12 protein-coding genes are annotated in these 15,136 nt (G+C 42.9%); 9 read left to right on the top strand and 3 right to left on the bottom strand.

From position 1 onward, the window contains the following. Position 1 precedes the first annotated feature (1 nt). The 6 genes from H6G03_RS24305 to H6G03_RS24280 all read left to right on the top strand — a co-directional run bounded on the left by H6G03_RS24305 (position 2) and on the right by H6G03_RS24280 (position 6,292). Complete coding sequence (locus H6G03_RS24305; protein ID WP_206756847.1) at positions 2 to 565, top strand: rhodanese-like domain-containing protein; 564 nt, start codon at positions 2 to 4, stop codon at positions 563 to 565. A 121-nt stretch (positions 566 to 686) separates the two neighbouring features. Continuing rightward, a complete protein-coding gene (locus tag H6G03_RS24300; protein WP_190469834.1) occupies positions 687 to 1,235 on the top strand; it encodes a hypothetical protein in 549 nt (182 codons plus the stop codon). A gap of 69 nt (positions 1,236 to 1,304) precedes the next feature. Next, positions 1,305 to 1,784 carry an NfeD family protein gene (locus H6G03_RS24295; protein ID WP_242060459.1) on the top strand — a complete coding sequence of 160 codons (480 nt, stop codon included), beginning with the start codon at positions 1,305 to 1,307 and terminating at the stop codon, positions 1,782 to 1,784. Between the two features lie 14 nt (positions 1,785 to 1,798). Then, positions 1,799 to 2,338: an NfeD family protein gene (locus H6G03_RS24290; protein WP_190469832.1), complete on the top strand. Its 540-nt coding sequence runs from the start codon at positions 1,799 to 1,801 to the stop codon at positions 2,336 to 2,338. A 111-nt stretch (positions 2,339 to 2,449) separates the two neighbouring features. Further along, positions 2,450 to 3,394, top strand: a complete 945-nt coding sequence (locus H6G03_RS24285) for an SPFH domain-containing protein (RefSeq protein ID WP_190469829.1) — start codon at positions 2,450 to 2,452, stop codon at positions 3,392 to 3,394. A 228-nt stretch (positions 3,395 to 3,622) separates the two neighbouring features. Beyond that, a complete protein-coding gene (locus H6G03_RS24280; RefSeq protein WP_190469826.1) occupies positions 3,623 to 6,292 on the top strand; it encodes an AAA-like domain-containing protein in 2,670 nt (889 codons plus the stop codon). A gap of 151 nt (positions 6,293 to 6,443) precedes the next feature. Here the strand turns inward: H6G03_RS24280 and H6G03_RS24275 are convergent, their stop codons facing one another. Next, positions 6,444 to 9,137 (bottom strand): CHASE domain-containing protein, encoded by a 2,694-nt coding sequence (locus H6G03_RS24275; protein WP_199315459.1) that lies wholly within the window; start codon positions 9,135 to 9,137, stop codon positions 6,444 to 6,446. A 1,262-nt stretch (positions 9,138 to 10,399) separates the two neighbouring features. Between H6G03_RS24275 and H6G03_RS24270 the strand changes: the two genes are divergently transcribed. After that, the gene (locus tag H6G03_RS24270; protein WP_190469823.1) at positions 10,400 to 10,645 is read left to right on the top strand and encodes a ChaB family protein; all 246 of its coding nucleotides are present in this window, start codon (positions 10,400 to 10,402) and stop codon (positions 10,643 to 10,645) included. 183 nt (positions 10,646 to 10,828) lie between these two features. Here H6G03_RS24270 and H6G03_RS24265 read toward each other — a convergent pair whose 3' ends face one another. Both H6G03_RS24265 and H6G03_RS24260 read right to left on the bottom strand, forming a co-directional pair. Beyond that, positions 10,829 to 11,518, bottom strand: coding sequence for an SRPBCC family protein (locus tag H6G03_RS24265; protein ID WP_456057580.1), 690 nt, complete (start codon positions 11,516 to 11,518; stop codon positions 10,829 to 10,831). An 83-nt stretch (positions 11,519 to 11,601) separates the two neighbouring features. Then, positions 11,602 to 12,768, bottom strand: coding sequence for a baeRF3 domain-containing protein (locus H6G03_RS24260; protein ID WP_190469817.1), 1,167 nt, complete (start codon positions 12,766 to 12,768; stop codon positions 11,602 to 11,604). A 659-nt stretch (positions 12,769 to 13,427) separates the two neighbouring features. On the opposite strand from H6G03_RS24260, the gene H6G03_RS24255 reads away from it, so the two are divergent. After that, positions 13,428 to 14,327 carry a hypothetical protein gene (locus H6G03_RS24255; protein ID WP_190469814.1) on the top strand — a complete coding sequence of 300 codons (900 nt, stop codon included), beginning with the start codon at positions 13,428 to 13,430 and terminating at the stop codon, positions 14,325 to 14,327. 254 nt (positions 14,328 to 14,581) lie between these two features. Further along, positions 14,582 to 15,067 (top strand): DUF2243 domain-containing protein, encoded by a 486-nt coding sequence (locus tag H6G03_RS24250; RefSeq protein WP_190469811.1) that lies wholly within the window; start codon positions 14,582 to 14,584, stop codon positions 15,065 to 15,067. The last annotated feature ends 69 nt before the right edge of the window (positions 15,068 to 15,136 follow it).

Raw genomic sequence — 15,136 nt, 5'->3', positions numbered from 1 at the left:
AATGAAAATCTCTCCATCAAAGAACGGTATTTTGCGTTATTTGCGTCCTTTATCTATCATTCTTTCTCTCAGTATTCTAGGTGTTAGTTCAGTTACTGTAGCAGCAATGGTTAATTATATGGATGTGCCAACTTTTATCGCCAGTTTGAGTGCCAAAAAAATAACCCTTTCCGAATTGAAGCAGGGAAAATTAAAAAATGCGATTTTGATTGATGTGCGATCGCCAGAAGAATACGCCGAAGATCGCATCGGTAATAGTCCACTTGTACCGCTAACAGATATTCAAAGTGGTTTTGGCGTGCATCAGATTCGCGTTATGGCACAAAAGTATGTGCAAAAAAATCATATTCAGCCAACAATCGTACTTTATTGTACATCTGGGCCGCGTTCGATTAAAGCCTACAAAGAATTGGAAAAAACAGATTTGAATTTGATTGTTTTAGAAGGCGGTATCAGAGTATGGCGTTTGGCAATACCCGCATCAAAAGATGCAGAAATTTTAGCTCCGATAACCGCATCAGCGCACGCGATCGACTCTTCTGATGTGCGGGTAAACGCCCGTTGATAAACTTGCTCGTAATTATAGAGAAACCGAGTTTATTCAACCAGCTTATTTATAGCAATTTCACAAGCTAATCAACCCGGTTTCTCTATTCTCTAATTTACGAAAATAGGAAAATAAAACTATGGTTATCCTAGAAAATACAAAAACTCAACTGAAATTGCGGTATCGACCTTATTACCTTTGGCTTGGTACAACTGGCTGGATATTAGGCACCTTTTCGATCGTTCTGCTAATCTACTGGCAACTTAGCCCGTTCATGAATTTCTTGTGGATGCCATTTTTTATTATATTCAACCTAATCGCAAGCGCTTTCGTGCTGATTTGGCCTGGACGGGTGATTATATATCATTTTGATAAAGACTACAACAGCTTAAGCATCCAGCGACGCGGCTTGCTTAAAACCAAGGTGAGTTGGTATTTTATGGCGGATATTTTAGATGTCCAACTTCAATCAAATGGATGGCAGCATCATGATGCAAGTGATTATGAAATTGCAATTTTTTTGGCATCTGGTGAAAGCGTAACTCTAAACTTGGGAATTAAGTCGATCGCACAAAAACTAGAAACCATTAATCTGATTCGGAAGTTTCTGGGAATGCCGCTGGAAAAAGTGTCCAAAGTCGATGAGAAGTCGATGAATTCTCGAACAAGTCAGTCAAGAACTCAATAAAACATCTGTCTAAATAGAAAATAGCAAAGGTTTGGTGAATATGGATGAACTTAGCGGGAGGTTAATGTGTTGCCTAGCTTTACCTGGATCGGATCGCAGTTAAGTTTAGCGTTGTTCTGGCTAGCAGTTAGTATGAGTCTTTGCTTAACTGAGTTATTTTTACCAAAAACTTTCGCAAAAAGCTTTCGATTCGTGCCGTTAACAACAGGAATTTGCGCTTTTCTTTTAGCGCTGTTTTTGTTTCGAGCAAACAGAGTTCCGCCGTTTAATTTTCAAATTTTGTATTGGATGGGAGTATCTACGGCTTGCGTTATTTGGATACGTCCGATGTTTCTAAAACAGAGAAATAAAGTTATTAAAGACGCAACCGAAGCCAGAACTATAACAGAAATTACACCAGCACAAACTGGAGAGGTACTTTATGAAGGTTCTGTTTGGCAGGCGAGTTGTGACGATCATATCGAGGCGATTCCACCCAACCAAAAAGTTTATGTTTTGCGTCGCGAAGGCAACACTTTAATTGTCGTACCTAAAAAGATTTTTCAGTAGGAGGTTATGGAATTGTGGACTTTTACCCAATCTGGTTGCTGGCACAAATAACGAGCGATCGCAACTTTATCATCACTCCACCTTGGTTTTGGTTAATTGCGGGAGTTATTCTCACTACCAGTGAATTTTTACTTGCCAAAAAATTGCCTTCTCAATATAAATTTATTGCCTTGTCTATGGCAGCAAGCGCCTTTATTACATCAATTGTGGTATGGCAAATGACCGTAAGACTGGGAATCGATTGGAACATCATCATGTACGAAGATTTTGGCATCCAAATTCTGTACTGGATGGGCGTATGTTTTGCTTGTATTATCTGGGTGCGTCCCACCTTAATCAAGCGTAAAAAGTTTGTCATTCCCGATGCAACAGAAGCAAAAACTGTGACCGATATTTTGCCGGGAGAAAACGGACAAGTTCTCTATGAAGGTTGTTTTTGGCAAGCGCGATGTGCGGATAAAACAGGTGCGATCGCATCCAATCAAAAAGTTTACGTTTTACACCGAGAAGGCAATACTTTGATTGTCGCTCCCGAAACAATGTTCAATTCTTAGACAAGGCTAAAAGAAACCGGGTTTCTTTAGTTATTCACCCAAAAAGCTTGGTAATGTCAGGATGAGAAACCCGGTTTCTCGCCTCTCAGACACACAAAAAGGAGATTAATCATGGATTATTTAATGTGGCTGGCATTTATGGCAATTACAGGTACAGCAACTCTCGCTGGTAGTATCAAAATTATCAATCAAGGCGATGAAGCATTAGTCGAATTTCTCGGTAGATATGATGGCAAAAAATTAGAACCGGGTTTGAATTTCATTACTCCTTTTCTGTCGCAAGTGGTTTTCAAAGAAACTACGCGAGAAAAGGTTTTAGAAATCAGTCCTCAAACTTGTATTACCCGCGATAACGTTTCCATTAGTGTAGATGCGGTGGTTTACTGGCGGATTATTAACATTGAGAAAGCTTATTACAAAGTGCAAAATCTGCAAGCAGCAATTGTGAATTTGGTGGTAACTCAAATTCGCTCAGAAATGGGTAACCTTGAACTGAATGAAACCTTCACCGCACGCACTGCAATCAACAAAAGTTTGTTGCGAGATTTAGATACAGCCACCGAACCTTGGGGTGTGAAGGTGACGAGGGTGGAATTGCGGGAAATTGTTCCTTCTAAAACTGTGCAAGGTGCGATGGAATTGCAGATGTCTGCGGAACGGAAAAAACAAGCTGCTATTCTTACATCGGAAGGGGAAAGAGAAGCGGTAATTAATGCAGCCAGAGGGGAAGCTGAAGCACAACTGATTGAAGCTGAAGCGCGGCAAAAAGCAGCGATTTTGTCAGCGGAAGCGCAACAAAAAGAGCAAGTTTTAAAGGCGCAAGGTGTGGCGGCGGCGATGGAAATTATTGGCAAAAAGTTAAATGCCGATCCCAATGCTACCAAGTCTTTGCAGTTTTTACTGGCGCAAAATTATCTGGAAATGGGTATCAAGATTGGTAGCAGTGGAAGCAGCAAGGTGATGTTTGTCGATCCGCGCAGTATTCCATCGACTTTGGAGGGGATTGGTGCGATTGTGGGAGAAGAAAATAATGGCAATGTAAAACAGATTTATTAAGCATGGGTAGGATGCGATCGCTCTTATCTTACGCTCAAGGAAACCAAGGGCGATCGCTTTTCTTATATACAGAAATTACCCTGGCGCTAGAAACCAGGTTTCTTCGGATATCTTTAGCTGTTAAACCCACGATTTTTCAGAGAAACCGGGTTTTTTTGCTTAACTCCTAATATAATGCCTTTAGCACTCATATCTCAATCTAAACTCTCAAATTTAAAATTTATTTATATGCCAAAAAAATACCAATATCAAATCGGCGGAAGTTTACCAGTAGATGCACCAACTTATGTGGTGCGAAAAGCTGACAATGACTTATATGAAGGACTGAAAAAAGGAGAATTTTGCTATGTACTCAATTCTCGACAAATGGGTAAGTCTAGCTTGCTGGTACGCACGATGCAAAGACTAAAAGCTGAAGGCGTCGCCTGCGCTACGATCGACCTTTCAGATATTGGCAGTCAGCAAGTTTCTTTGGAAAAATGGTATGGAGGTGTCGCCTACAAACTCTTGACAAATTTCAATTTGTTTAACACGATGGAGTTTATGAACTGGTGGCGCGATCGCGAATTAATTCCCCCAGTCCAACGTTTAGGTGAATTGATAGAAGAAGTGCTGCTGGTAAAAGTTACTGAAAATATCGTAATTTTTATCGATGAAATTGATAGCGTCCTCAGTTTCAAAGAACCTCTAGACGACTTTTTTGCCCTGATTAGATCCTGCCACAACAAACGTGCCCAAAAATCAAAATACCAGCGGCTTACATTTGCTTTGTTGGGAGTCGCTACGCCCAGCGATTTAATTTCCGATCCGACTCGCACGCCGTTTAATATCGGTCGTGCGATCGAATTAAATGGTTTTGCACTGCACGAAGCTCAACCCCTAGCCAAAGGATTGGTAGAAAAATTAGACAATTCTCAAGAAATTTTAAAAGAGATATTGGAATGGACAGGCGGACAGCCGTTTCTATCGCAAAAACTTTGTAAATTAGTAGTACAATCAACTATCAACAATGAACCCGCGACAATTACCGAATTAGTAAAATTTTATATTATCGAAAATTGGGAATCCCACGATGAACCAGCACATATAAAAACGATACGCGATCGCATCCTCTCCAATCAACAACGCGCCGGCAGATTGCTGGGACTTTATCAAAAAATATTAGAAGAGGGAGAAATTCCCGCCGATGACACACCCGAACAAGCGCAACTGAGACTATCGGGTTTGGTGGTTATGCGTGCTGGTAAATTAAGAGTTTACAATCGCATTTACGAAGCAATTTTTAACTTAAATTGGGTTGAAAAAGCTTTTTCCGACTTGCGTCCTCATGGCGCAGCATTATTAGCATGGTTAACATCCAACTGTCAAGATGAATCGCGATTGTTGCGAGGGCAAGCATTGCAAGAAGCACTCAATTGGGCGACAGGCAAAAGCTTGAGCGATCGCGATTATCAATTCCTCGCAGCCAGCCAAGAATCAGCCCTAGCAGAATTGCGCGATCGAGAACAACAAAGTCGGACTGAAATTGAGCGACTGAGTAGAGAAAAAGATTTACTTGCCGAACTGAGTAAAGAGCAAGAGCGCCGAAAATTAACTGAAGCCAAACTCAAACACGAGCGCCAAATGCGAGTGGCAATTAATATCAGAGCGCTCGTAGTTTTAGTGTTATTCTTCACCTTAATCGCCGAGATAGTTTGGCTAAAAATATGGAGCGATCGCAGAAACACCGAAATTAACGCCATCAGCTTATATTCAGAAGCACTGTTGGAATCTAACAAAAAATGGGATGCCTTAATAGAAAGCATCCGCGCAGGCAAAAGAGTGCAAAAATTGCCATTTGGAATTAACTCGGATACTCGGATGAGAGTTTTACTCGCCCTCAATCAAGCAATCTACTCGCTAAAACAGCCCGATCGCTTGCCGGAAAATAGCAGTAAAATAACTTTCATAACCTTTAGCCCTCAAAAATTGGGGGGAAAACAAGCAAAAACTTTTATGCTCGCTGCGGCGAGCGATAATGGAGCGATCGAACTTTGGCAAAGCGATGGCAAAGCACTCGCTACATTTAATCTTGCTAGCGCTAAAATTAACAGCTTAAATTTCAGCCCTGACGGTCAAATACTTGCCGCAGCTAGCGACGATCGCACAATCAAACTTTGGCACACAAACGGCAAAGCTGTGAGTGAAACTCGCCCATTCAAAATTTTCAATGGACATCACGATAAAGTAACAAACATAAGTTTTAACCCAGACGGCAAAACACTCGCTTCTGCTAGTGCAGATGGCACCGTTAAACTTTGGAAATTGAACAGTCAAGCAGTCAAAAACTTAGCAGGACATCGCGGTTGGGTAACCTGCGTAAATTGGAGTTTTACCGGCAGAACACTTGCCTCCGCCGATGCGGATGGCACCGTCAAACTTTGGAGTCGCGACGGTGTGTGGGAAAGAGATTTGCAAGGACACAGCAGTTCGGTAACAAGCATAAGTTTCAGTCCCGACAGTCATATGCTTGCCTCTGCTAGTGCGGACGGAACTGTAAAACTTTGGCAAATTGAAGGCACTTTACTGAGTATTTTAAGGCATAGAGGTAAAGTCACCAGCGTCAGTTTCAGTCCTGACGGTCAAACACTGGCAACAGCCAGTACAGACAAAATGGTGAGACTTTGGCACATTGACGGTAGCCTGCTGAGAAGTTTGAAAAATCATCAAGGTGAAGTAAGGAGTTTATCTTGGTCGCCGGACGGTCAGATGCTTGCTTCTGCAAGTTCCGATAACAAGGTAATTCTCTGGAATTTCAACCTCGAAGATCTTTTAACTAAAAGTTGCAATTTGGCACGTAATTATTTGCAAACTAATCAAAATGTCAGTCAAAAGGATAAGGTGCTTTGCGATCGCTAGGGGTTAGGGGTTAGGGACTAGGGGAAGAGTGGGAGAATTAATATTGTTCTCTCTTCCCTCTTCCCTCTTCCCTCTCCCTCTTCCCTCTCCCTCTTCCTCTTCCCTCTCCCTCTTCTCTCTTCCCTCTTCCCTCTTCCCTAATCCCTAGCCCCTAACCCCTAGCCCCTAGCAGGTTGGCAACTACTGCAATCAATTCTTCTGGTATGACAGGTTTTGGTATGTGGATGTGAAAACCGGCAGCGATCGCTCTTGCTCGTTCCTCTGCTCTAGCATATGCTGTGAGCGCTATAGCGGGAATTTGTCCGCCTCGATCTGGCTTAAGCGCCCTAATCTTGCGGATTAAAGTATATCCATCTTCTTCTGGCATCCCGATATCGCTAATTAGAATATCCGGTCTTCTACCACCAGCAGCCTCAGTAATTATCGCAAAAGCTTCTTTAGCCGATCCCACTGCTGTTACTTTAGCGCCGCTTTTTTCCAGTACAGCAGTCACCAACTCGCGTGCATCGGGTTCATCATCAACAACAAGCACGGATAAATTATTTAGGAATAAAGATTTGTCGATCGCTACATTCTCGTTTCGATCGCTAAGTATATCTTGCCGATCCGAACTCGCAACTTCGGAAACTTGGGATAAGTCGCTAATCGCCCTAAACGGTAGAGTCACGATAAACTTTGCTCCCTGTCCTTCTCCTGGACTTTCAGCGCGAATAGTTCCGCCATGCAATTCGACTAGATGGCGAACAATTGCCAGCCCTAAGCCAAGACCGCCGTGTTTGCGAGTGATACTGGCATCAGCTTGACGGAAGCGTTCAAAAATATGAGGTAAAAATTCAGGAGAAATGCCTTGACCGGTATCGATCACAGTTATTTGTGCATTCGAGTTATGGCGATCGAGATGAACCTCAACCTGCCCTCCCTTGGGTGTGAACTTAATTGCATTCGTAAGCAAATTCCAGACAATTTGCTGCAAGCGAGTAGGATCGCCAGATACTAAACAAAATCGGTCTTCAAATACCGAATTAATGATAATATTTTTTGCTTCCGCAGCCGATCGCACCGCATCAATAGCAGCCTCGATCGTAGCAGCCAGATTGACCGCACGTAAATCAAAGCGGAACTTGCCCGTCATAATGCGCGAGACATCCAACAGATCTTCAATCAGTTGGGAAAGTGCCTTTGTATTGCGATCGATTGTCTCCAAAGCACGGGCAGTAGTAGCTTCGTCAAACTTTCGAGTTCGCAGTAAAGTCGTCCATCCCACCATTGCATTCAGAGGCGTTCGCAACTCGTGGGAAAGCGTTGCCAGAAACTCATCCTTCATACGGTTTGCCGCCTCCGCCTCAGCGCGATCTGCCTGTTCGCGTTCTAGAAGTCGGGTGCGTTCTGCCTCTACCAACTTGCGATCGGTAATGTCGATCATAATGCCGCGCAGCAGTTTCGGCCCATTTTCATCTCGCACGACATTCACGAGATCGAGTAACCATACAATGTCTCCATCCGCTGCCAACATTCTGTATTCAAATTCGTAGTTTTCCTGAGAAACTGTGCCATTTTGACAAAACTCGATCGCCCACTCTCGATCTTCTGAGTAAATGTGTTTTTCCCAAAAGTTATCGGTGTACCAATCTTCTAGCGCATAGCCAAGGATATCCACTGTTTGAGGCCCAACATAAGTGAATCTCCCAGTCATAGCATCTGCCTCCCAAGGAATGATGCGGACTTTTTCAGTCAGTTGCCGAAATCTTTCCTCGCTTTGTTTGAGCGCTCGTTCCGAATCGCGCAAGTCAACCGCTAAACTTTCTGCGGCAATGCGGGCGCGAACTTGACTGCGCGTGACAGCGAACAGTATCAAACCGATCGACACACCCACAACGGCGATGTAAGGCATCAGCCTTGTTTCGGAAAGGCGATCGAGTTCCGGTCGGGAAGTGAAAACAATAGTCCAAGGGCGTCCGGCGATATCTATCTTTATCGTGGTGGTAAAGCGAGGTCGGTAAAATCTGTGCTGGAAATCACTCTTACTATCTGAGGAGTGCAACAGGTTTTTCGCGTCGGGAGCAGTTCCGTCATAAATTTGAAAGTCCAAGAAGGGAAATTCTTCGTTGCTGAAAATTCCCGCCATTAAATCATCCGCACGAAAAGGACTGTAGATAAAACCCTGCAATGCGGCTCGACGCTGCGCGACTGTGTTGCGTGTTGTGCCATTGCGATAAACAGGCACATAAATTAGGAAGCCAGCTTGCTTGTGTTTGTCGATTTCCTGAACCAAGATTACTTTACCGGATGCTGCGGGTGAGTCAGTGTCCCGTGCCCGTTCCATTGCAGCGCGGCGGATCGGTTCGGCGAACATATCAAAACCGATCGCAGCTTGATTTCGCCGATCTAACGGTTCCAGATAAATAATCGAGTGATATTCGGCACGTTTGTATTGCGGTCTTATCGTAAAATTTTTTACTCCTTGCTTACGCATATCCGCTATGAGGCGATCTTTTTCTGAGGGGGATACTCGCACTGAGAAACCGATTCCCTGAATTCCTGGGTAAGTGCGGCGGAGTTCGAGGCGATCGATATAGGCACGAAATTCATCGCGGCTAACTTGCTCGGAAGCAGCAAATAACCCACTACCTGTACGCAGCAGAGTGATGTAAGTGTCCAAACGTTTTTGAATGTCGTTCTGGGTGCGCTGGACTGCATTTTCAAACCGGAGCTCGTCTTTAGCTCTTGTCATTGCGGAGACGTAGTAGCTGGCGATCGCAGTCAGCACCAGACTCAAAACCAGAACGAAATTAGGAGTCCAAGTGCGACGCGCTTGTGTGGGTTTGAATGGCAAGTCCGGTTTCATACAATTTAAAGCAACTTTAAAGCTGAAGCAGTTGCATATCTTTTGCCATCCTATCGAAGAAGCTTTTGGAATAAGCTTATCATTTAACATTAGTATAAGTTTTTACTTTATTCAAATTTTGTTACTGAGTACGAATGAATTTGGGTTTTTCGTATTTCTCGTTGAGAACTGGGTAGAGGCGGCGGAACCTCACCCCTACTGTTTTGATTTTATCACTCTTTAGATAGATGAAATAGTTAATAAATTTTGTATGCAAACTACTGCGATCGGGTTATTTTTATGTCTTCTCTACCCTAAGTAAGAGGCTGTCAAACTATTTTTAGCGAAATATGTAATTGAAATCACATATATTTTGTGTTGGCCAACACAAATGAGTAAAACTAACAGAGCTATTATTTGGGCCGCGATTGACCCGGAATGCCTTAAACATAGAATTAATAGAATAAATGACTTAATTGAGGAGGTTTTGAAGAAGCACCAGCCTCAAATTAGGTATGACTGCCATTCTCATCTAAATAATCGCTCATGGTCTTCTTTTCAAAAAAAGAGATTCTAAAGTTAGCAGTTTAATCACCGAGCGCTCTGTTTCAACCGAACCTCCCTCGCTGTCTTGCAGTGAGGGCTTTTCGTTTCGATCGGAAACTGTCCCGATGACAAAATTTTAGATTTTAGATTTTGGATTGAATAATTGACAATCCAAAATCTAAAAAGGTTTCCAGGAACAAAACCCAACTGGTTAGCAGAGAAATCGTTGGGTTTGGCTTTGCAAGGGCTAAACCCACAACCATAGCAACTCCCCCGACGCCCGACGCCCGACGCCCTAACCCCGACGCATATCTTTCATCGCGAAAGTTCGCCGGAACGCCCACTGCATAAAGCCGGGAAACTTGGGTATCTTCCTCATCTTTGCCCCGAAAGATTGCCCGTTAATATAAATTTAAAAATCTTCCTACTTTTGTCGGATTTGCGATCGCACCCAAAGATGCTTTCACCCTTAAGTCTGATTAAACCCATTTTTTAAATTGAGACGATTAATTTATAAGCGACACAGATGCCACTCGGTAAGAAGGTAAAAATGACGATCTAGAAACCCGGTTTCTTTGCGTAAGTCCTATTTGTATTACTGGATACGAAATCGCTTAACTCATTGTTTATCCCTGAGATAGATGGGTAAATAATACATACTACCTTCCAGAAAGAGGAACTTGTTTGTTGAGCTTTTTACGATGATCCCAGACGGAAATAAAACTAGGAGCGGGTTAATGTCTCAAAAACAACTACAAGATTTACCTTCGGAAGTACAACAACAGCTAAATCAAGGTGCCCAGCAAATTTTTCTGGCAGCATACAATAGCGCCAGTGAAGACGGTATGAGCGAAGAAGCCGCTATGAATGTTGCTTGGAACAGCGTCAAGCAAGAATACGAACCAGGTGAAGATGGGCAATGGCGTCCCAAGCCAGAAGATAGCCACCAACACCATAAATCTGTCACTTCAGGCGGCAATTAAGCAGCTTTTCAAGTTGCTTGTTAAATTAAGTAGGGTGCGTCACTAGCGATAAAATTACTGATGAGATCCAAAATTCAGGGGTCTGATGCACGCTACAACTTAAACTCAGATAAAGTACAACGCAGAAACCCGGTTTCTTTAAGAAACCGGGTTTCTATGTACGGGAATTTTTTTGCTTGTCAATTACTGACGACAAGAAGTTTGACCTTCTGTGGTGGCAATTTCACCAGCTTCCATCAATTGCTTAAAGCGGCGCAGATCGTCTCCGATTTGCTGTTCCGGTTCTTCACCGAAAAGTTTGGCGATCGCAGATCCCAGCACACCACCAGGCGGATTGTATTCCATCACAACTTTCACTTCAGTACCGCGATCGGCAGGTGCGGGTTGAAAGCGCACAAAACCGGAATTATCGATATCTGCACCTTCAACTGAAGCCCAGGCAATTAACTTGTTTTGTTGGTCGTTGATGATTTCTGCATCCCATTCCACGCTATTACCCATAGGTGCGCTGGCAATCCAGTGGGAGCGTTTTTCATCGTATACTTTTACGTGTTTTAGATGCTTCATAAAGCGAGGCAAATTCTCAAAATTGTGCCAGAAGCGATAGAGTTCTTCAGGCGATTTATTGATAGTTACCGTCTTTTCAACTTTAATGCTTTGATTCATGCCTGTTGCTTCCTGAATACCCGTTTGTGCGGTTACGCCGCGATAAACTAAACCCCCACCAGCAACTGCCATTAACGCACCTCTAAGAGAGCGTTGCGACAAACCGTAAAGTACGAGTGCGCCACCACCGATTAACGATGTCCAACGCTCTGCATCAGTGACGTTGCCAGACGTTTCCTGTTGGTTGGTAGTATTTGTTGTCGTCATTTCCATTTCGTTATCTCCCTTGGATAGTTAATGGTTCATGGTTAATGGCGATCGATAATGAATCATTAACCATGACCGATTGATTAATATCGAAACACAGCTGCTAACGGCGCTTCATCAGGTACTTTATCCGGTTCGACTGCATAGACAGTACCGCCGTTCAAAAGTGTTTGAATTGCCGCTGCATCCAATAAATCTCGATCGCCTTTTTCCGGTTCGGGGTGCATATAAACTGTGTTCGTATCGGGATCGAAATTTCCCCACTGCTGCACGCCTACCGCCACAAACAATTCCTCGACTCGACCGAAATAAGCGGCTGGAACAGCTTCTTTAACATCAGTGCAAGTTTTGCCGGTGCTTGTCAGTTCTTTGTAGTGTTCGATCGCCTGTTGCTGTGACTGTAAAAATATCGGTTCAACAATTGGCAATGCTAGCGCGTGTAACTCTTCCGGAGTGAGTATTTTATTGTTGCCAGTAATACCTTCTTCAACTAGATGCTGGTAGCTATTTGCTTGTCGGTAAATTGGAAATAGATACTCTACTCCCGATAACACCAAAGGTGCTTTTTTACCGTTGAGATATTTCTGCAATCCACGATCGACTGCGTAGAAGAATTGCAGGAGATCCCGCTTGATATTATCCTTGTCCGGACTTCCCTGTCCGTGAAAAGTACCTGGCTGCTGGAAAGAATTGTTAGTTCCTCCTTTTGATGTAGCGATACGGTGCTGACCGTCTTTAGCAGTCTCGTCATATTGGAGAGCTTCGTCCATATTTTTCGGTACGTCTTCCAACTCGACTTCCTTGGCGCTGAAGCGCGTGCATTCTAGGAACCTGATTTGCTTTTGAGCGATCTCCAAAATGTAAAACTGCCCATCGCCAGTCAGCAGGCGCATTAGCGGTTTGAGATGAAAATGCTCGGTGACTACAACTAAGTCATCAAAATTTACCGGCAAGCGGTAGTAATGCAATACTCCATCAGCAATAAAAATTGCCAAACCATTGTCTTGTTGTTCCCAAAAATCGCCGCGATCGAGTTCTTCTTGGGCGGGCTGTAAAAATTTTAATGCTTCTCTGTCGCTGAGACCATTTTCGACTAAAAGTTCTTCTGCCTTTCGTATGGCATTTTTAAACCGGATGGGATTTTGTTGCAATTCTGCTCCCCCTCGGTATGTAGGCATATATATGGAAACGGACAATCCCTTTGGTTGTTCTACCAGTGTTTTGATTTCATCTACTGACAATAAACTCATGCTGTTTACTCTCCTCCAATTTTGTTGCGATCGCGATCTGGCTCCACCAGATTTCACTCCGCTCAGATCGCTCAGGCATTAACAGCCTATCCCTACAATCTATATCTGCAAGCTTATCTGCTCGTCTGTCTATAGGAACAAGCCTTCTCTTAAAGCGATCGAGAATAAAAACAGCACCGAAATTCGTCACCGTATTCTATTTATACTTCACTTTAGATAGATGTAAATAATATATTTATTATTATAATTAAATTTTTAATTTCGGTTATGGTGACATCCCCGAATTTTACAATAAACCTGGTAGCTAGTTTTTTGGCTGTCGCAAATTTAACAATTAGATGAAAAGAGAGATTATTTATATATTTGGAGATAGGCGCTTAACCTTGTATTTATACTTTTGATATAAAGTAAATCTAAACTTGCGATAGAAGTCTCTATAAATATTATTTGTTATTTTTGTTGTAAGCGTAAGACATGGCTCTCCAAGGTAATGTTCTCTGGGAGTTTGGCAGCGTTAAGTAAAACAACCTCACTCTTGAGTTAGAAATTAACTAACTGTTTAACTTTTACTTTCTGAACTCCCAGGATATTTTTTTTATCTATTGTTTAAGCCATTGTTACCATCTGCTAAAAAGCAACTTAGTAAACAAATCTCCTTTATGAATAACAAACAATCTGTAGAGATTTATGCTATAATAGCTAATCTCAGAAACGGTCTTTGGCTCATAGGTATCCCGTCTTGGCTATTTGGAATCACCGATAGAAGTCTTGCTTCAATTGCTGATGGCTATTTATCTGCTATAGACCTGATGCAGGTATTTACAGCGTCTCTGTTCTTTTTGAGTTGGCTGTATTTGAAGCCAGAGGAAAGCTTTAGTGGCGGTGTTGAGGGAAATGCTGGCGATCGCAAACTTGGTTTATGTCCGATTCAGACCAGAAAGTTTGAGTTACCGTATCAGCACACGATCAGCCAGGAATACATTTTGCCATTTCCCCATTTGTGCCAAATTTATCACTTGTTGAACTTAAAACATTTGGAATCAATTCACAATTTTAGCTTAAATAACTTGAAGGTTATTAAAGTGACCGATTTCCAGCCTACAGCGCTCGGTGGCGCGATCAAATTTCAAACCATCTTAGATTCGCCATTCAACGCTTTGCGGATTTGGAGACAACCGATAGTTGAGGTACTCTTAATCCTCCATACTCCCTACACGGTTGAACTCAACATCCCCGTAAACGGGGATAAGAGAATCATTGTCATGTTTTATGTCTTTCCTATCAACGATCGCGAACATCAATTCTGTATAGATATTTACAGCAATCTCAACTGGCCAAAACCGTTGTTGCAAATACTTTTGCACTTCGCATCTTGTTTGACTCTGTTTGAAGACCTGCCTTATTTACAGAAGATAGCTGAAAAAAATCTATCCCGATTGTTCAATCCCAATACTGTTTCCGATCGCGAAACAATGTTGCTCTTTAAAAGATTCGTCGAGCTATACGGTTCTGTCCTAGAACCATCCGATCCGAAAAAAGCCCTAGAGCCGCAACAATAAGCGTCAGAACTAAGATTTTGGATTTTGGATTTTGGATTTTGGATTTTGGATTTGCTCCGCAATGATCGGACGGAGCTTCAAATTCAGAAAATTTTTTTGGCTGTTTCGGCTTTATGGTAAAAAAGGGATTAGTTATAGCAACCGAATCGGCAGTTAAGGCATTCTGAATTCCACCAAACCCTTGATTCTAAACACTTCTTCCCCTAGTCCCTAGCCCCTAGCCCCTAGTCCCTATCTATAATAGGAGGATTGGTATGGATAAACAACAAAACCAACTGGGAAGCTTGATTGCTGCGGGTGTGTCGATCGGTATGGGTGCTGCCGGATTTTTTGATGGGATTGTATTTCACCAAATCCTGCAATGGCATCATATGCTGACAAATGTTCTGCCTACCGATAGCATCTCTGATGTAGAAGCGAACACACGCTGGGACGGTTTATTTCATGCTGGTATGTATGTTCTCACAGCTGTTGGAATTGGGTTTCTGTGGCGTGCCAGTTCTAATAGCAACGTTCCTCTATCATTAAAGGTTTTTGGTGGTTCATTGCTGATCGGTGCGGGGTCGTTTAATGTTGTTGAAGGTCTGATAAATCACCAAATTTTGGGTATTCATCATGTTAAACCCGGCCCCAATCAATTGGCTTGGGATATGGGATTTCTTGTTGTTGGTGCATTGGTAGCTGCGATCGGCTGGATTTTGTTGCGATCGGGACAGCGCGAGGTTATAGTTAGGGACTAGAGAAGAGCGGGGGAGCGGGGGATGGGGGGAGTGGGGAAGTGGGGGAAGTATTATGTACATTTTCTACTT

The sequence above is a fragment of the Aerosakkonema funiforme FACHB-1375 genome (assembly GCF_014696265.1).
In the GTDB taxonomy this organism is placed as follows: Bacteria; Cyanobacteriota; Cyanobacteriia; order Cyanobacteriales; family Aerosakkonemataceae; genus Aerosakkonema; species Aerosakkonema funiforme_A.
The sequence above is the reverse complement of the archived record's forward strand: the minus strand, read 5'-3'. Positions and strand labels throughout refer to the sequence as shown.